This window comes from Mesorhizobium sp. P2_B11 (assembly GCF_056404855.1).
The window spans coordinates 636,321-652,389 of record NZ_JBFUDF010000002.1; the positions used below are offsets into that span (position 1 = coordinate 636,321).

17 protein-coding genes are annotated in these 16,069 nt (G+C 62.4%); 13 read left to right on the plus strand and 4 right to left on the minus strand.

Going from position 1 to position 16,069, the window contains the following annotated elements:
• Nucleotides 1-12 precede the first annotated feature (12 nt).
• Complete coding sequence (locus AC1DYJ_RS07445; protein WP_477283814.1) at nt 13-816, plus strand: IclR family transcriptional regulator; 804 nt, start codon at nt 13-15, stop codon at nt 814-816.
• A 24-nt stretch (nt 817-840) separates the two neighbouring features.
• On the opposite strand, the gene AC1DYJ_RS07450 is transcribed toward AC1DYJ_RS07445, so the two are convergent.
• The gene (locus tag AC1DYJ_RS07450; RefSeq protein ID WP_112559568.1) at nt 841-1,044 is read right to left on the minus strand and encodes a YdcH family protein; all 204 of its coding nucleotides are present in this window, start codon (nt 1,042-1,044) and stop codon (nt 841-843) included.
• 238 nt (nt 1,045-1,282) lie between these two features.
• Between AC1DYJ_RS07450 and AC1DYJ_RS07455 the strand changes: the two genes are divergently transcribed.
• From AC1DYJ_RS07455 to AC1DYJ_RS07480, 6 genes are all read left to right on the plus strand, one after another.
• Nucleotides 1,283-1,456: a YdcH family protein gene (locus tag AC1DYJ_RS07455; RefSeq protein ID WP_477283812.1), complete on the plus strand. Its 174-nt coding sequence runs from the start codon at nt 1,283-1,285 to the stop codon at nt 1,454-1,456.
• A gap of 289 nt (nt 1,457-1,745) precedes the next feature.
• Entirely contained in the window at nt 1,746-2,999 is a 1,254-nt protein-coding gene (gene ispG / locus AC1DYJ_RS07460; RefSeq protein WP_477283810.1) for a flavodoxin-dependent (E)-4-hydroxy-3-methylbut-2-enyl-diphosphate synthase, read from the plus strand.
• Between the two features lie 3 nt (nt 3,000-3,002).
• The gene (locus AC1DYJ_RS07465) at nt 3,003-3,863 is read left to right on the plus strand and encodes a transglycosylase SLT domain-containing protein (RefSeq protein WP_477283808.1); all 861 of its coding nucleotides are present in this window, start codon (nt 3,003-3,005) and stop codon (nt 3,861-3,863) included.
• Nucleotides 3,864-3,878: 15 nt separating this feature from the next.
• Nucleotides 3,879-4,430: a chloramphenicol phosphotransferase CPT family protein gene (locus AC1DYJ_RS07470; RefSeq protein WP_477283806.1), complete on the plus strand. Its 552-nt coding sequence runs from the start codon at nt 3,879-3,881 to the stop codon at nt 4,428-4,430.
• 168 nt (nt 4,431-4,598) lie between these two features.
• Nucleotides 4,599-5,735, plus strand: coding sequence for a sterol desaturase family protein (locus tag AC1DYJ_RS07475; RefSeq protein ID WP_477283804.1), 1,137 nt, complete (start codon nt 4,599-4,601; stop codon nt 5,733-5,735).
• A gap of 74 nt (nt 5,736-5,809) precedes the next feature.
• A complete protein-coding gene (locus AC1DYJ_RS07480) occupies nt 5,810-6,565 on the plus strand; it encodes a Stf0 family sulfotransferase (RefSeq protein ID WP_477283802.1) in 756 nt (251 codons plus the stop codon).
• Here the strand turns inward: AC1DYJ_RS07480 and AC1DYJ_RS07485 are convergent.
• The gene (locus tag AC1DYJ_RS07485; protein ID WP_477283800.1) at nt 6,562-8,904 is read right to left on the minus strand and encodes a response regulator; all 2,343 of its coding nucleotides are present in this window, start codon (nt 8,902-8,904) and stop codon (nt 6,562-6,564) included. The genes AC1DYJ_RS07480 and AC1DYJ_RS07485 overlap by 4 nt on opposite strands.
• Before the next feature lie 189 nt (nt 8,905-9,093).
• Between AC1DYJ_RS07485 and AC1DYJ_RS07490 the strand changes: the two genes are divergently transcribed.
• The 3 genes from AC1DYJ_RS07490 (at nt 9,094) to AC1DYJ_RS07500 (ending at nt 11,513) form a co-directional block, all read left to right on the plus strand.
• Entirely contained in the window at nt 9,094-9,573 is a 480-nt protein-coding gene (locus AC1DYJ_RS07490; protein WP_477283798.1) for a carboxymuconolactone decarboxylase family protein, read from the plus strand.
• On the plus strand, nt 9,573-10,430 hold the full coding sequence (locus tag AC1DYJ_RS07495) for a sigma-70 family RNA polymerase sigma factor (RefSeq protein WP_477283796.1): 858 nt from the start codon (nt 9,573-9,575) through the stop codon (nt 10,428-10,430). Before AC1DYJ_RS07490 ends, AC1DYJ_RS07495 begins: the two co-directional genes overlap by 1 nt.
• A 189-nt stretch (nt 10,431-10,619) precedes the next feature.
• Nucleotides 10,620-11,513: an aminoglycoside phosphotransferase family protein gene (locus AC1DYJ_RS07500; protein WP_477283794.1), complete on the plus strand. Its 894-nt coding sequence runs from the start codon at nt 10,620-10,622 to the stop codon at nt 11,511-11,513.
• 38 nt (nt 11,514-11,551) lie between these two features.
• On the opposite strand, the gene AC1DYJ_RS07505 is transcribed toward AC1DYJ_RS07500, so the two are convergent.
• A complete protein-coding gene (locus AC1DYJ_RS07505; protein WP_477283792.1) occupies nt 11,552-12,136 on the minus strand; it encodes a TetR/AcrR family transcriptional regulator in 585 nt (194 codons plus the stop codon).
• A 103-nt stretch (nt 12,137-12,239) separates the two neighbouring features.
• Between AC1DYJ_RS07505 and AC1DYJ_RS07510 the strand changes: the two genes are divergently transcribed.
• A complete protein-coding gene (locus AC1DYJ_RS07510) occupies nt 12,240-13,055 on the plus strand; it encodes an oxidoreductase (RefSeq protein WP_477283790.1) in 816 nt (271 codons plus the stop codon).
• Nucleotides 13,056-13,123: 68 nt separating this feature from the next.
• Nucleotides 13,124-14,125, plus strand: coding sequence for an NADP-dependent oxidoreductase (locus AC1DYJ_RS07515; RefSeq protein WP_477283788.1), 1,002 nt, complete (start codon nt 13,124-13,126; stop codon nt 14,123-14,125).
• Between the two features lie 39 nt (nt 14,126-14,164).
• On the opposite strand, the gene AC1DYJ_RS07520 is transcribed toward AC1DYJ_RS07515, so the two are convergent.
• A complete protein-coding gene (locus AC1DYJ_RS07520) occupies nt 14,165-15,082 on the minus strand; it encodes a polyprenyl synthetase family protein (protein WP_477283786.1) in 918 nt (305 codons plus the stop codon).
• Between the two features lie 131 nt (nt 15,083-15,213).
• On the opposite strand from AC1DYJ_RS07520, the gene AC1DYJ_RS07525 reads away from it, so the two are divergent.
• On the plus strand, nt 15,214-15,921 hold the full coding sequence (locus tag AC1DYJ_RS07525; RefSeq protein WP_477283960.1) for a biosynthetic peptidoglycan transglycosylase: 708 nt from the start codon (nt 15,214-15,216) through the stop codon (nt 15,919-15,921).
• Nucleotides 15,922-16,069 lie beyond the last annotated feature (148 nt).

Consider the following 16,069-nt stretch of genomic DNA (forward strand, 5'->3'; position numbering starts at 1 on the left):
TAGGAATCGACAATGCAAGACGGCAATGACGTCACCGATCAGGCAGTTCTTGGCCCAGCCGCGGACAAGACCTCAGGCTCGCGCGAAAAAGGTCTCAACCGGGTGCTGGAGATCCTGGAGTTCCTGCATGTCACCCAGCGCGCCATCGGCATTGGCGACCTCGCGAAGGGGGTGAATGCGCCGCGCTCCACCACCTACACACTGGTGCGTTCGCTGGTCGATGCCGGGCTGCTGGAGATGGAAGGCGACGGCAACCGGGTCTATTTCGGCAAGAAGCTCTACCTCTACGGAATGGACTATGTCCGGGGCAACGACCTGCTCCGGCGCGGCCGCCAGGAGGTCGACAATCTGTCGCGCGAGACCGGCGAGACCTCCGAATTGTGCATGCTGCAAAGCGGCCGCTACACCATCGTCCATTCCAGCCCCGGCACCAGGCCGTTCCGCATCAGTTCGGCCACCGGCCTGCAGATCCCTTTGCCATGGACGGCATCCGGGCGGCTGCTTCTGGCCGGGTTCGAAAGGGCCAGCATCCAGGACATGGTGTCGGAAGACGACCTGTTGCTGCCGGACGGCCGCAGGCTCCAACTCGACGATTTCATCGCCGATATCGCGACGGCCAGGACGACGGGCTATTGCATCACGTCGGGGCTGGTCGACGCCTACACGAAATGCCTGGCTGCCCCGGTCTTTTCGGCCGCCGGCAAGGTCGAGGCGACCATGTGCCTGGTGGTGCCGATCGACACCGCCAAGGAAAAAACCGACGCGCTTATTGCGCTGTTGCGTGAACGCGCCGCAAGGCTTTCGATCCCGGGATAAGGGGTCAGGCTCTGAGGCTATCGCTCAGGCGATGATGTCCGGAATGATCTTGTCTTCCAGCGCCATCAGCCGGTCCTTGAGGAACAGCTTCTTCTTCTTCATGCGCTGGATCTGCAGGGGATCACAGCCCATGGCGATCATCGCATTGATGGCCGCGTCGAAATCGGCATGCTCTTGTTTCAGCCGAGAAAATTCGAGGCGGATATCAGCCTGTTCCTGTTCGGACATTATCTACCGTCTGCACGTCTGCGGCGCCCAATGATGGGCCTGATTGGGCGGGACCGGCGGGGTTTTGTAGCCGGCGCGCAGCCAATACCACATTTCACATTGTCGTGGAATGCTACCACGCAGCATTCGACATCGCCGCCAGATGGTGGCAGAGTGTCATGGTGCCGTCACAGAACCCCCGCGGTGGACGTGCCTTTGACGGCTGCAATCGAGGAAACCATGAAAGGGAGAACCAATCATGTCTCTTGCATCCCATCTTGATGAGTTGCAGCGGAAACACGGTGACATCGAACGCGAGATCGATGACGCGATGAACCATCCATCGGTCGACGACCTCGAAATCGTGAATCTCAAGCGACGCAAGCTGGCACTCAAGGACGAGATTGAAAAACTGAAGGCGACGAAACACTGACGCTCTTTCTGGATTAGACGCGCCACTCCGGCGCCTATCCTTCGCTCCGGTGGCGACACGCCGCCGGAGACCTGTCCTTGTTATTGATTCCAACACCGTTGGCCGGCCGGATCCGTTTGTGACGGGTCGCCGCGCCGCGGCGATTTGGCGGCTCGGCCGGCCTGTCGCCATTGACAAGCCATCTTTGCTCCTCCACCTCATGCCCGGACCTCAGCGCAACGCGCTGGCAACTGTTTGAGCGTAGTTGTGCGTCATCGCACGCCGCTCGGGTGATCAAGAGGCTGCCGGCATGACCGGATATTTTTCCTCCCCCTTTCCACGCCGGACTTCGGTCGGCGTCGATGTCGGCGGCGTGATCGTCGGCGGTGGCGCGCCGGTCGTCGTGCAATCGATGACCAACACCGACACGGCCGATATCGACCAGACGGTCGCGCAGGTTGCGGCGCTGCATCGCGCCGGCTCCGAGATTGTGCGCATCACGGTCGACCGTGACGAGAGCGCTGCCGCCGTGCCGCGCATCCGTGAGCGGCTCGAACGGCTCGGCATCAACGTGCCGCTGGTCGGCGATTTCCACTATATCGGCCACAAGCTGCTTGCCGATCATCCGGCCTGCGCCGAGGCGCTGGCCAAATACCGCATCAATCCCGGCAATGTAGGCTTCAAGGACAAGAAGGACCGCCAGTTCGCGGCGATCGTCGAAATGGCGATCAAGCATGACAAGCCGGTGCGCATCGGCGTCAATTGGGGCTCGCTCGACCAGGAGCTGCTCACCCGGCTGATGGACGAAAACCAGCGCCAGGGTTTTCCGATGACGGCGCAGGAGGTCACCCGCGAGGCGATCGTGCAGTCGGCGATCCTGTCGGCCGAAATGGCCGAAGAAATCGGCCTGGCCCGCGAAAAGATCATCCTGTCGGCCAAGGTCAGTGGCGTGCAGGATTTGATTGCTGTCTATACCGAGCTTGCCACCCGCTCCAACCATGCGCTGCATCTCGGCCTCACCGAAGCCGGCATGGGTTCCAAGGGCATCGTCGCCTCGTCGGCCGCCATGGGCATTCTTTTGCAGCAAGGCATTGGCGACACCATCCGCATCTCGCTGACGCCGGAGCCGAATGGCGACCGCACGCGCGAGGTGCAAGTGTCGCAGGAACTCTTGCAGACCATGGGCTTCCGCCAGTTCGTGCCGATCGTCGCCGCTTGCCCCGGTTGCGGCCGCACGACATCCACCGTGTTCCAGGAGCTGGCGCAGAACATCCAGGCAGACCTGCGCAAGAACATGCCGGTGTGGCGCGAAAAATATCCCGGCGTGGAAAACCTCAAGGTCGCGGTGATGGGCTGCATCGTCAACGGTCCCGGCGAATCCAAGCATGCTGATATCGGCATATCGCTGCCCGGCACCGGCGAGACGCCGACGGCGCCGGTCTTCGTCGACGGCAAGAAGGCGGCGACGCTGCGCGGCCCGTCGATCGCCGCCGATTTCGAGAAAATGGTCGCCGACTATGTCGAGCAGCGGTTTGGACAGCACGGCAAAGCTGCAGCGGAGTAAGCGATGCGGCGTTTCGCCAGGGCGACGCTGATCCTGCTTTGCGGACTGTCATGGTCGACGGCCGTCCAGGCCGATCCACCGCAATCGCGCTCGGCGGCGAAACGATTGATCGGCCGCGTCTGCGATCTGATCGAGGCGCATGCCGAGCAGAACGGTCTGCCCAAGGATTACTTCGCCCGGCTGATCTGGAAGGAAAGCCGCTTCGATCCCAATGCGGTGAGCCCTGTCGGTGCCGAAGGCATCGCCCAGTTCATGCCGGGAACCGCCAAGATGCGCGGGCTGGCCGACCCCTTCGACATCGAGCAGGCGATCCCGGCCTCGGCGAAATATCTCGGCGAGATGAAGGTCAGCTACGGCAATCTCGGCCTGGCCGCCGCCGCCTACAATGCCGGTGAGAACCGGGTGTCGCGCTGGCTCGCCTCCGGCGGTTTCCTGCCGATGGAGACGGAAAGCTACGTTTTCGATGTCATGGGCGAGCCGGTCGACAAGTTTTCCGACAGTGCCTACGCCGGAACGGTCGAGCCGCTCGATGCCAAGACAAGCTTTGCCGTCGCCTGCCGCAAGCTGCCGGTGATCATGTCGAGAACCGTGGCGATGGCCTCGATCAATGTGAAGCCATGGGGCGTGCAGGTGGCCGGCAATTTCCGCCGGGGTGCGGCGATCAATCAATGGCTGCGGGTCCGGGGTCGGTTTCCGGCCCTGCTCGCCAGCCGTGATCCAGTGGTCAGCCGGGTGCGCACGCCGATCGGCCGGCGCGGTATCTATGCCGTCAGGATCGGTGTCGACGACCGTGCTGCAGCCAATGTCATCTGCCAGAAACTGCAGAGCGTCGGCGGTGCCTGTATCGTCGTGCGCAACCGGTAGGCACGAGGGGGCGACATGACGGCCAAAATCGTCCTGCTCAACGGCGTCGGCAGTGCCGGCAAGAGTTCGATCGCGAGAGCCCTGCAGACAATCACCACCGAGCCCTTCCTGCATGTCCAGATGGACGCCTTCCTCGACATGTTGCCGGAGGCACTGCAGAACCATGCCGACGGGTTCTCGTTCGAGACCGTGCTGGAAGACGGCAGGCCGTCGGTGGTGATCAGGAGCGGACCGGTCGGCGCGCGCACCATGCGCGGCATGCGCCACGCCATCGCGGCCATGGCCGGGCAAGGCAACAACCTCATCGTCGACGACGTGATCTTCAGTGACGAGATCGCGGAATATCGCGAATTGCTGTCAGGCTTCGAACTGCATCTGGTCGGCGTGACGGCGCCGCTGGAGGTGCTGGAAGCGCGTGAAGCCGCGCGCGGCGACAGGCTGCCTGGCCTGGCGCGCTGGCAGTATCCACGCGTCCACAAGGGCGTCGACTACGATCTCGAAGTCGACAGCAGTCGGCTTACACCACTCGAATGCGCCCGTCGCATCCGGGAGAGATTCCAACTATAGTGGCCGGCGTCTTTTATCGCGATCGGGGCTTCTCTTTTCGCCGGCGAACCGTTGGTCAGTCGCGGATGGCTCAGCACCGAGTCGACTAGATATTAATGAGCCCTGCCGTAGTAAGAGCATTCGGTAATCTCCAGCGCAGAACTTCTGCAGCCGCTAAAGGGGGGCAGCATGCCGGTGATGAATTTCCTCAGAAGGGTTGTCGGCGAGCTTGAAACACCGCGTGCCAAGCGGCCATTCGGTTCCGGCTGGCTGTCCGGTTCGATCGCGCTGCTTGCCGGGGTCACCGCCCTGCTGATGGTCATCGTGCTGCGCTATCCATCGCTGACCTCAATGCCGGATCTGGCGCCCATCCACCAGATGCTGTTCTTCAAGCCGGTGCTCTATTTCGTGCTGATCTCAGGATACATCCTGGCCATATTGAGCATGATGCTGCGCAGGCAAAAGACACTTGGCGCGGCGGCCATGTTCACGGTGCTCCTTGCATCGCTGATCGGCATGCTTCCGGTTCGGCACCAGCTTCAAATCGATGGGGTATTCTTCGGCCTTGATTTCTTCATCCTGAACGCCCTGTTCATGGGCGTGCTGTTCGTTCCGCTCGAACGCCTGTTCGCTCGCAACAAGGATCAGACAGTGTTTCGCGACGAATGGCGCGAGGACCTGTTCTACTATCTGGTCTCGTCGCTGCTGGTGCAGATCTTGACGTATCTCACTCTGGCACCGTCCAACCTCGTCAATGCGCAGGGCGCCCTTGGGTCGGTGCGCGCGTGGGTCCACCAGTTGCCTTGGGTGGTGCAGTTGCTGGCGGTGATGTTTCTGACCGATCTTGCCCAATATTGGGTGCACCGGGCTTTCCACCGCATTCCCTGGCTGTGGAAATTTCATGCCGTGCATCATTCCGCCAAGTCGATGGACTGGATTGCCGGTGCGCGCATGCATTTCCTGGAGATCATCGTGCTGCGCAGTCTGACCGCAACGCCGATGTTCGTGCTGGGCTTCGATGAATCGGCCATCCAGACGTATATTTTGATCGTCTACGTCTATTCGTCCTTCATCCATTCCAACATCGGAACCAGTTTCGGCTCGGCCGAAAAACTGCTGGTTTCACCGCGCTATCATCACTGGCATCACGGCCTCGAGAAAGAGGCGATCGACGTAAACTTCGCCATCCATTTCCCGTTGCTCGACCGGCTGTTCGGCACCTACCATATGCCCGAGGGACGCTGGCCGAAGGGCTACGGGATTCATGGGCACCCCGTTCCGAACGGATATTGGCGGCAATTCCTCTATCCATTTCGGCGCGGGTAAAGGGTTTCGCCAGGCGTAGCGTGTCATCGCGCTTGGCCTGATTGCCCAGCCTGTGACAAGCGATAGGGTCCGAGATGCTTGACGGCTATATAATCTGCGGCACGCCCAGAACCGGAAGCACTTTGCTGTGCGGCCTGCTGGCCTCGACAAAGACGACCGGCGATCCTCATTCGTTCTACCGGCGGCAGGACATAGAGGAGTGGGCCGAAGAGTGGCATTTGCCGCGTCCCGAGACGATGAGCGCGCATGGCTTCGATGTCGCCTATCTCGAAGCGGCAATCCGGGCCGGGAAGGGCGGAACAAGCGTTTTCGGCCTGCGCCTGATGCGGGAAAATCTGGACGAGCTTTCGGCGATCCTCGACCGGATTTTCTCAGGCCTACCATCGGACAAAGCGCGTTTCGAAACGGCCTTCGGCCGTGTCCTCTACATCCATCTTTCGCGCGAAAACAAGCTGGCGCAGGCGGTGTCGCTGATCAAGGCGGAGCAGACCGGTCTCTGGCATATCGCGCCTGACGGAACCGAGATCGAACGCGTCGCGCCGCCGCAGGAACCGCGCTACGATTTCGAGCGGATCCAGCATGAACTCGCCAAACTCGAAGCCTATGATGCAGCCTGGAACATCTGGTTCACGGAGCAGGGAATAACTCCGCTGCGCATCGGCTATGAAAGCCTGTCAGCCAATCCGGCCGCGACATTGGCGTCGATCTGCGAGGCCCTGGGCGTTCCATCGCCCAATGCCACTGAGGTAAAGCCGGGCGTTGCAAAGCTCTCGGACGCGATCAGCCTCGACTGGATGCGCCGCTATCGTCTGAGGCAGCGATTTGATTAAGCCGTCTTCGCCGCCACCGTCTCGCTCAGCCAGGTGCCGATCTTGCTGCCGAGGCGGTCGGGCGAGACGGGCTTGGGCAGATAGTCGTCCATGCCGGCCTCGATGCATTTGTCGCGGTCGCCCTTCAGCGCGTGCGCGGTGACGCCGATGATCGGCGTGTGGTCGCCTGTCGCTGCCTCCGCCGCCCGGATGGCGCGGGTCGCCTCGTAGCCGTTCATCTCCGGCATGGAGACGTCCATCAGGATCAGCTTCGGCCGCAGCGCCCGGTACATTTCGACGGCGGTGCGGCCATTGCCGGCGATGCGGTAGCTGAGGCCAAGGCCATTGAGGATCTGGCCGAAGACCAGCTGGTTCACGTCATTGTCCTCGGCAATCAGGATGTCGATCGGGCCGTTCGGCGTGGTCACCGATTCGGGCACAGTGGCCGCAGGCATCACCGGGCCGCGAATGACGGTGAAGGCCGGTGGCGCTACGGGCGCCGCCTGCACAACGACGGGCTCGCGAACGAAGTGGGCCTTGCCGGTCTGCGCGCGGGCCCTCTGGATGACCGAGATGACGGTGCCGAGCAGGATGGCCGAGCGCGCCGGCTTGGTCAGATGCGCGGCAATGCCGAAATCGATGACCATCTTGCCGAAATCGACCTGGTCGACCGAGGTCAGCAGCACCATCGGGATGGCGGACAAGCGGCTGTCGGCGGAAATCGCCTTGGCGACATCGGCGCCGTTCATGCCCGGCATCTGGTAGTCGAGAATGATGCAATCGACCGCGGCACCGAGTTGGCTGGCGCGGTCGAGGAAGGCGAGGCCGACAGCGCCGCTTTCGGCTGCCGCACAGTCGAAGCCCCAGCTTCTGAGCTGCTCCAGCAAGATCTCGCGGTTGACCGGGTTGTCGTCGATGACCAGCACGCGGGCGCCGGTGACGTCGACCGGCACGATCTCGTCGCGCGAGTCCTGCTGATGCGCCGGCAGCGGCACGGCGAACCAGAACACCGAGCCGCGGCCGATTTCGCTTTCGACGCCGATCTTGCCGCCCATCAGGTCGACGAGGCGGGCGGCAATCGCAAGGCCGAGGCCAGTGCCTTCATGGCGGCGCGTCGACGAGCCGTCGACCTGGGCGAATTTCTCGAACACGTTCTCCAGCTTCTCGGCCGGAATGCCGATGCCGGTGTCCTCGACGCGAACCTTGAGCTGGACCAGGCCGTCGACCACCTCGCCGCCGACATCGATCAGCACATGGCCCTTTTCGGTGAACTTCACCGCATTGCCGAGCAGATTGGTGACGATCTGGCGGAAGCGTCCGGCATCGCCCACGACATGGGCCGGCAGGCGCGGGTCGACACGCACGATCAGTTCGAGGTTCTTTTCGGCGACGCGCGCCGACACCAGCGTGGCCACGTCCTCGACGGCTTCGGCAAGCCGGAAAGGCGCGGGATCGAGCGTCAGCTGGCCGGCATTGATTTTTGAGAAATCGAGAATGTCGTTGATGATGGTGAGCAGTGCATTGCCGGATTTGACGATGACGTCGGTGAAGGTCTTCTGGCGCGGGGTCAGGTCGGTCTTGGCGAGCAGTTCGGCCATGCCCAGCACGCCGTTCATCGGCGTGCGGATCTCGTGGCTCATATTGGCCAGGAATTCCGATTTGGCGCGGTCGGCGGCTTCGGCCTTGAACAAGGATGCGGCGGATTCGGTGAAAGCGCGGCGGATCGCCTTTTCCATCGGCCGGAAGATCCACATTGCGGCGATGGCAAGAACCGCAAACAAAAGGCCGCTTGCCCACAAAAGCAGCCGGTCGCTGGAGGCGTCGGCCAGATGGCGTTCACTGTCCATGGCGGTGCGCACCCGCACCAGCATCGGCTGGACGAACAGATCGTTCTGGTTGACGATTTCGCGCGAACTCCATTCGTCGGTCTTTTGCGCCGCCGACATCAGGTTGAAGTTGCGCACAATATCGCGCGACGACCAGAACAGGTCGCCGTTGACGGAAGCGGAGGAAAGTTCGTTGAGGGTCCTGGCCGACAGGCTCGGCTTGATCGCGGCAAGCTGGGCGGTCAGCGTTTCGATCTCACCAGTCAGGCGTTGCGAATGGCCGCGCGCGGCGGCGGCAAGGCCGTCACGGGTTTCCGTGCGCCAGGCGGTGCTGGCGGTTTCGGCAAAACTTGAGGCGTTGCGCAGGTCGCGGGTGAAGACGACGAGATTGCTGCTCAGCGCATCGACATCGTGCCGGAAGGAGTTGACGCGATTGAGCGCGAACATCACGGCGGCCGAGGCCAGCGCAAAGATCAGCAATCCCGAGATGTAGCGGATCCGGATCGAACGGATGAAGGAAGAGTATTCCGGCATGCGCAACCCCAACACATACGCATCATTTTAACGGTCGGGATTACGCTTGATTTACATTAAAATTTCGTTCGTGCCGGTCGTCCCGCATCTCCTGCAGGATGGCGGCATGCATAAAAAACCTGGCATGGATGTCACATCAGACCATGTTGCCTCGTCATGAGAGCGTACCCAACAACAAGGACTGCAATCATGACTGCCAAAATTGACCTCTTCGCCGCCGCCCCTGCGCTGATTAAGCAATGGCAGCGCGCATCCACCGAGCTCTCTGTCGCCGCCGGGCTCGAGCATAGCCTCAACGAGCTGGTCAAGCTTCGGGCGTCGCAGATCAATGGCTGCGCCAACTGCATCAATCTGCATGCGACCGAAGCCCGCGAGAATGGCGAGACCGAGCAGCGCATTTATCTGCTGCCGGCCTGGCGCGAGGCGCCCTGCTACAGCGATCGTGAGCGTGCCGCGCTCGGCTGGACCGATGCGCTCACGCGCCTCTCGGAAGGGCAGGACCGCGAACGCGCCTATGCCGATCTGAAGGCGCACTTCACCGACGAAGAGCAGGTCAAGCTCACCTTGTTGATCAACATCATCAATGGCTGGAACCGCATCGCCGTTGGCTTCGGGCTTTACACCGATGCGGCAGCGATCCGATCCAGCGCCAAGGCGGCAGCCGCTTGATGACTGAGGCTGAAACCGGGGATGCGGCAGCGGGCTTCGGCCCGCTGCGGCCGACGCTGATGCGCGTCGCATACCGTATGCTGGGTTCGGTAAGCGACGGCGAGGATGTCGTGCAGGAGGCCTTCATCCGCTGGATGGGGACGGACCGGTCGCAGGTGCGCGAACCCGAAGCGTTCCTGCGCCGCACGGTGACGCGGCTTTGCGTCGACCAGCTCAAATCCGCGCGGCGCCAGCGCGAAACCTATATCGGCCCCTGGCTGCCCGAGCCGATCGTCGAAGAGGACGATCTGGAAGACGTCACCTTGCCGCTGATGCTGGCTTTGGAACGGCTTTCGCCGCTCGAGCGGGCAGCCTTCCTGTTGCACGATGTGTTCGGGCTGGAGTTTGAGGAAGTCGCTACTGCCATCGATCGCGACTCCGCCGCCTGCCGCCAGCTCGCGGCCCGTGCACGCGGCCATGTCCGTGAGGCGCGGCCCCGCTTCAAGGTGGAGAAGCAACGCGGCCTCGAGATCGCCGAGGCATTCTTCGCGGCGTCGCGCAGCGGCGACATGCAGGCGCTCGGCGCGCTGCTGACCGCCGATGTCAGCGGCCATGCCGATGGCGGCGGCAAGCGTCCGGCGGCCATGCAACCGCTGCTGGGGTTCGATGCCGTCATGAAGCAGTACGAGCAGGTGGCGGTCTGGCTGCGCGAGAAGGGGTCGACACTGGTTCGCGTCGGTTTCATCAATGGATTGCCGGGGTTCATCACGCTGGAAGCCGATGGCGAACTGCAGACCACCGCCCTCGACATCGAGGACGGCAAGATCGCGGCCATCTATGTCATGCGCAATCCCGACAAGCTTAGGCATCTGCATTAGAGCGTAGACTCATAGGCCCTGAATCAGAATCCGGCGCAATGTGAAGCAGCCAAGGTAGTGTCTCAACTGAGACACTACCGCAGCCAGTCGGCAAACGACCTCATTCCGGCTATTGGTCACCCGTGCCAACAGGGCAACTAGAGGACATACAATCGCTGCATATGCGGTCAAACGGGAGAGCGGCAGCGCATGCATAGCGACCAGGTGCGCATCGAAATCGACCTCGCGCGAGACCTGATCCGCGATCAGTTTCCTCAGTATGGAGATCAGAAGATCGTGCCGCTGGTAACAGCAGGTACCGTCAACGCAATTTTCCGCATCGGCGCGAAATACGCCGTACGCTTCCCCTTGCGATTGATGGACCAAACCCAATGCACCATCCTGCTGAGGGCGGAAGCGGCTGCGATGAACGAATTGGAGGAATATTGCCCGTTTCCAACGCCTCAACCGATTGGGCTAGGCAGACCGAGCCCAGCCTACCCCATGCCTTGGCTCGTACAGACTTGGATAGAGGGCGAAACGGCGACGCCCACCGGGCTGAGCGGTTCAACAGCCTTCTCACTCGATCTTGCTCATCTCGTGACCTCGCTTCGCAGGGGAGATGTGAAGGGGCGACGTTTCGATGGACGAGGGCGAGGCGGGAACCTCTCAGATCATGACGATTGGATGGAGGTCTGCTTCTCCAAAAGTGAAGACCTTCTCGACGTCGCGCGTCTCCGGCACCTCTGGGCTGTCCTGCGCGAACTGCCTCCTGCAGGTTCCGAGGTAATGAGCCATAAGGACCTCATCCCAGCAAACCTCTTGGTAGAAGGGGAAAGGCTGGTCGGAGTTCTGGACGGTGGCAGCTTCGGCCCAGCCGATCCGGCGCTCGATCTCGTCGTTGCATGGCACCTCCTCGACCGGGCCCGTCGGGCAGCCTTTCGCGAAGCCACTCAAGCCGGTGAGTTGGAATGGAGGCGTGGCGCCGCATGGGCTTTCCAGCAGGCGATGGGTCTCGTCTGGTACTATCGGGTGACCAATCCGACCATGAGTGCTCTGGGGCGGAGCACGATCTCGCGTCTGCTTGAGGATCTTGCAGTCTAGTCCGCGACATTCGGTTCCAGTATGGCGCACTCCGATCTCTAGGATGCCTTCTGATCCTCACCTGGCTGGATCAGCCTTCGCGCCGCATCTGCTCCTGCGGCAAGGATGCGATCCGACAAATCCGTCCCTGCCACCGCGCGGGCCAGTTGAAGCGTGCCGATGAGGGTCGCAAAGACACCCATGGCGGCGCCTTCCGGATCCTTGGTGTGCGGAAGCGCTGCAGACAACTGGCGGACCAAAACCAACAAGCGTTCGGTGTAGACTTCGCGCGTTTCGAGCGGCTGACGCGCGAGTTCCGGCAGCAGCGCGGCGTTGGCGCAGCCCGTTCCCGGATTATCCCGGTGCTCAGCCGACAGATACGCCGCTATGCCCATCTCCGGGCCACCGGCGGCCAATACCTCGTGCAGTTGCTGCGACTGGATCTCCATGGCCGCCACCAGGCTTTCGCGCACAAGCTCCGCCTTGGATTGGAAATGCGGATAGAAGGCTCCGTTCGTCAACCCGGCGTCGCCCATGATGGCTGCCAGTCCGGACGCGGCGATGCCGTCACCGCGAAAACGCTGGGCGGCGACCTCCACGATCCGATCGCGTGACGCGTCCTTTCGGCCCTTCTCGTAGCGCATGGCGACGTTTCCCTTCTGCTATTGCATTATGCTCGTAATTTGATATTATGATCGTAATTCAACCGCTGGCAAAAAGCTAGCCCTCATGTCTCCGGAGTATCAAATGAGTGCATTTTCGGGAAGAACCGCCGTCGTGACCGGAGCCTCATCGGGCATCGGCCGCGCCAGCGCCGAGGCCTTGGCGCGGGCAGGATATACCGTCTTCGGGACAAGTCGTGGCAAGTCCGGCAACGGTCCGACGCAGGTGTCCATGCTGACGTGCGACGTGACCGATGGCGACTCCGTTAGCGCCCTCGTTTCAACCGTGCTGGCGCAGACCGGGCGGATCGACCTCCTGGTCAACAATGCCGGTATCGGCCTGCTTGGCGGCGCCGAGGAATTCTCGATCGCACAGGTGCAGGCCCTGTTCGACGTCAATCTGTTCGGCGTCATCCGGATGACCAATGCGGTGTTGCCGTGGATGCGGCAGCAAGGCGGAGGGCGCATCGTCAACATCGGCTCGATTCTGGGATTGGTACCCGCGCCATATTCAGCCCACTATTCGGCGGTCAAGCACGCGCTCGAGGGCTATTCGGAATCGCTCGATCACGAGGTGCGTGCCTTCAATATTCGCGTCTCGGTCATCGAGCCGGCATTCGTGCGTACCGTCTTCGACCAGAACGGCATCGAGCCGGATTCTCTCTTGAAGGAATACGATCAGGCGCGAGCCGGGCTCAAGGCGCTGCTTGCCGATGTGATGCCCAAAGCCGATCGGCCGGAAGTGGTGGCGGATGTGGTCGTCAAGGCGGCGACCGATGCCCGTCCGCGACGGCGCTATACCGCAGGGAAGGCAGCGCGCCAGGTCAGCCTGCTGCGCCGCTTCGCCCCAGCGGCGATGTTCGACAAGACCTTGCGCAAGCAGTTCCGCTTGCCGGTCTGAACAACGGCAAGACGGCGAATTTCACGCGCAAACGAGACAGCAACAGACACTTTCAGAAAGTCACTGCCATGAAGGCATTCGTTGTCGATAAATATAACAAGAAAGGCATTCTGCGGCTGGCTGAGATGCCGGAGCCGGAGCTACTGGACAATGATGTCATGGTCGAGGTCCATGCCGCAGGGTTGAACCTGCTGGATTCCAAGGTCAGGACCGGCGAATTCAAGCTCATCCTGCCCTATCGCCGGCCCTTCATCCTTGGCCACGACGTAGCTGGGCGGGTTGTCAGGGTGGGCTCGAAAGTCCGCAAATTCAAACCCGGCGACGCTGTCTATGCGCGGCCGCGCGACGGCCGGATCGGAACATTTGCCGAATTCATCGCAATCGACGAAGCCGATGTGGCCCTGAAGCCCGCGAACCTCAGCATGGAGGAAGCGGCTTCAATCCCACTGGTCGGTCTGACCGCGTGGCAGACTCTCATCGAGAGGGCTGGCCTGAAGAAAGGCCAGAAAGTCTTCATCCAGGCTGGCTCCGGCGGCGTGGGGACATTCGCCATCCAACTGGCAAAGCATCTCGGCGCGACCGTTGCGACAACGGCGAGCGCGGCGAGTGCCGATCTGGTCAAGGGTCTCGGCGCCGATGTCGTCGTCGACTACAAGAAAGACGACTTCGAGAAAATTCTGTCGGGCTATGACGTCGTCCTGAACAGCCAGGACGCCAAGACGCTTGAAAAGTCCCTGAATGTGCTGAAGCCGGGCGGCAAGCTGATCTCCATTTCCGGTCCGCCGGATCCCGAATTTGCCAGAAAACAGGGACTGAACCTGGCGCTAAGGCTGGTGCTGCGCCTGCTGAGCCGCGGTATCCGGACCAAAGCCAAGCGCCGAGGCGTGGGATTTTCGTTCCTGTTCATGTGGGCGCAAGGTGAGCAGCTGAGCAAAATCACGTCCCTCATCGAAGACGGGGCGATCCGTCCGGTTGTCGACAGGGTCTTTCCCTTTGAAGCGACCAATGAGGCGCTGGCGTACGTCGAAACAGGACGTGCCAAGGGCAAGGTCGTGGTTAAGGTCAGATAGCGAGCTCACGCAAGCGCCCATCTGCCAATAGCCAAAACCTCAGTTGTTGCGGATTGCCACGAAACTTGCCGCAGCCTTCAGCAAGGCTGCCTGTTCGCCGTAAGGCTCAAGCAATTCATGCGCCTGCTTGACCAGCCCATGGAGCTGGCTGCGCGCCCAATTCGTGCCGTGCAGCGCCACCAGCGTCGCCTTGCCGGCGGCGGCGTCCTTGCCGGTCGCCTTGCCCATCTGGCTGGCATCGGCGGTCAGGTCGAGCAGATCGTCGGCAAGCTGGAAGGCAAGCCCGACCGCCGATCCGAATTCGGCCAGCCGGTCACGGTCCTGCGGGGCGGCGCCGGCAATGATCGCACCGGCTTCGCAGGCGAAGCGGATCAGCGCGCCGGTCTTCATCGCCTGCAGCCGAATGATGCCGGCCTCGTCGGGCCTGTTGCGCTCGGCGTCGAGGTCGAGCGTCTGGCCGCCGACCATGCCGCCGGCGCCGGCGGCACGGGCCAGCGCCAGCACCAGGGCTGCACGGCGTTCCGCCGGCAAGGCCGTCGCCTCGTCGGCGAGGATATCGAAGGCAAGCGTCAACAGCGCGTCGCCGGCCAGGATGGCGGTGGCCTCGTCGAAAGCCTTGTGCACCGTCGGCTGGCCGCGGCGCAGATCGTCGTCGTCCATGGACGGCAGATCGTCATGGATCAGCGAATAGCAGTGCACGCATTCGAGTGCGGCCGCCACGCGGAGTGCCGCCTCGCCATCGGCGTCGAAAAGCGCGGCACTTTCCATGACCAGGAAGGGCCGCAGTCGCTTGCCGCCGTTCAGCACGCCATGGCGCATGGCAGCCATCAGGCGCTCCGGCCGGGCGATCTCGCCGGCAAGCGTACGGCCGTCGAGCAACAGCCGCAGTTCGGTCTCGATTGCCGCCGCTCGCACCAAAAGTGCGGCTTCAAAGGCTATTTGCTCGTCTTTCGTCATGGCCGGGAGCGGTAGCCGACACTCAGACGTTGCGCAAGAAGCCTCGCGCCATTATGCCGGAGGCGGGAGAATGGCGCGGGTGGGGCGGCTTGACGGAACCTATCGTCGATCATGAAACCGAAGGGCTGGACATGGCGCGACCGAGGCGCGTGAACCGCGCCGGTCTGAAGCGCCTGGGTCGGCGCTGCCTGGTCGTCGCCGCCGTGCTGGCGGCGATACCCGTTGTGCTGACCTTCCTTTATTTGCCGTCCTTCGTGCATCCGATATCGACCTTGATGGTCAAAGATCTGGCGACGTTTTCCGGCTACGACCGGCGCTGGGTTTCGATCGACGATGTTTCGCCGGTGCTGGCCAATTCCGTGATCATGTCGGAGGACGGGCAGTTCTGCTTCCATCGCGGCGTCGACCTCGGCGAATTGCGCGGCGTCGTCGACGATGCGCTGGCCGGCGAGGCAACGCGCGGCGCCTCGACCATCACCATGCAGACGGTGAAGAACCTTTTCCTGTGGTCGCGGCCGCTGGGCTCGGTGCGCAAGGTGGTCGAACTGCCGCTGGCCGTCTATTTCGACGCGGTGATGTCGAAACGGCGGATCATGGAGATCTACCTCAACATCGCCGAGTGGGGGCCGGGCATTTACGGCATCGAGGCGGCGGCCCAGCATCATTTCGGCGTTTCGGCCAAGCAGCTGTCGCGGCGGCAGGCGGCCCTGCTGGCCGTCTCGCTGCCCAACCCGATCGCCCGCAATCCGGCCAAGCCCGGTCCAGGTCTGCGGCGGCTGGCGTCGCTGATCGAACGCCGCGCCGGGCGCTCTGGCGCATATGTCGGGTGTCTGGATTAGGACGAAGCGCTGCCGGCTCAAAAAAATTTGCCTCAACGCTGGCCAAAACGGCGTAGGGCGTGTATAGGCACCCGACTTTCTCAGATTATGGCCCTGACGCGGCCCTTTCACGAGGGCTATCGGGGCATTTTGACCATGTAGTGGAGCA

What these genes read in the sequence shown, in the direction of transcription:
- AC1DYJ_RS07480 (WP_477283802.1), top strand. Translation starts at nt 5,810, where the DNA reads ATGCTTGACGGCTATATAATCTGCGGCACGCCCAGAACCGGAAGCACT.
- AC1DYJ_RS07475 (WP_477283804.1), top strand. Translation starts at nt 4,599, where the DNA reads ATGCCGGTGATGAATTTCCTCAGAAGGGTTGTCGGCGAGCTTGAAACA.
- AC1DYJ_RS07525 (WP_477283960.1), top strand. Translation starts at nt 15,214, where the DNA reads ATGGCGCGACCGAGGCGCGTGAACCGCGCCGGTCTGAAGCGCCTGGGT.
- AC1DYJ_RS07510 (WP_477283790.1), top strand. Translation starts at nt 12,240, where the DNA reads ATGAGTGCATTTTCGGGAAGAACCGCCGTCGTGACCGGAGCCTCATCG.
- AC1DYJ_RS07500 (WP_477283794.1), top strand. Translation starts at nt 10,620, where the DNA reads ATGCATAGCGACCAGGTGCGCATCGAAATCGACCTCGCGCGAGACCTG.
- ispG (WP_477283810.1), top strand. Translation starts at nt 1,746, where the DNA reads ATGACCGGATATTTTTCCTCCCCCTTTCCACGCCGGACTTCGGTCGGC.
- AC1DYJ_RS07470 (WP_477283806.1), top strand. Translation starts at nt 3,879, where the DNA reads ATGACGGCCAAAATCGTCCTGCTCAACGGCGTCGGCAGTGCCGGCAAG.
- AC1DYJ_RS07490 (WP_477283798.1), top strand. Translation starts at nt 9,094, where the DNA reads ATGACTGCCAAAATTGACCTCTTCGCCGCCGCCCCTGCGCTGATTAAG.
- AC1DYJ_RS07445 (WP_477283814.1), top strand. Translation starts at nt 13, where the DNA reads ATGCAAGACGGCAATGACGTCACCGATCAGGCAGTTCTTGGCCCAGCC.
- AC1DYJ_RS07485 (WP_477283800.1), bottom strand. Translation starts at nt 8,904, where the DNA reads ATGCCGGAATACTCTTCCTTCATCCGTTCGATCCGGATCCGCTACATC.
- AC1DYJ_RS07495 (WP_477283796.1), top strand. Translation starts at nt 9,573, where the DNA reads ATGACTGAGGCTGAAACCGGGGATGCGGCAGCGGGCTTCGGCCCGCTG.
- AC1DYJ_RS07455 (WP_477283812.1), top strand. Translation starts at nt 1,283, where the DNA reads ATGTCTCTTGCATCCCATCTTGATGAGTTGCAGCGGAAACACGGTGAC.
- AC1DYJ_RS07515 (WP_477283788.1), top strand. Translation starts at nt 13,124, where the DNA reads ATGAAGGCATTCGTTGTCGATAAATATAACAAGAAAGGCATTCTGCGG.
- AC1DYJ_RS07520 (WP_477283786.1), bottom strand. Translation starts at nt 15,082, where the DNA reads ATGACGAAAGACGAGCAAATAGCCTTTGAAGCCGCACTTTTGGTGCGA.
- AC1DYJ_RS07505 (WP_477283792.1), bottom strand. Translation starts at nt 12,136, where the DNA reads ATGCGCTACGAGAAGGGCCGAAAGGACGCGTCACGCGATCGGATCGTG.
- AC1DYJ_RS07465 (WP_477283808.1), top strand. Translation starts at nt 3,003, where the DNA reads ATGCGGCGTTTCGCCAGGGCGACGCTGATCCTGCTTTGCGGACTGTCA.
- AC1DYJ_RS07450 (WP_112559568.1), bottom strand. Translation starts at nt 1,044, where the DNA reads ATGTCCGAACAGGAACAGGCTGATATCCGCCTCGAATTTTCTCGGCTG.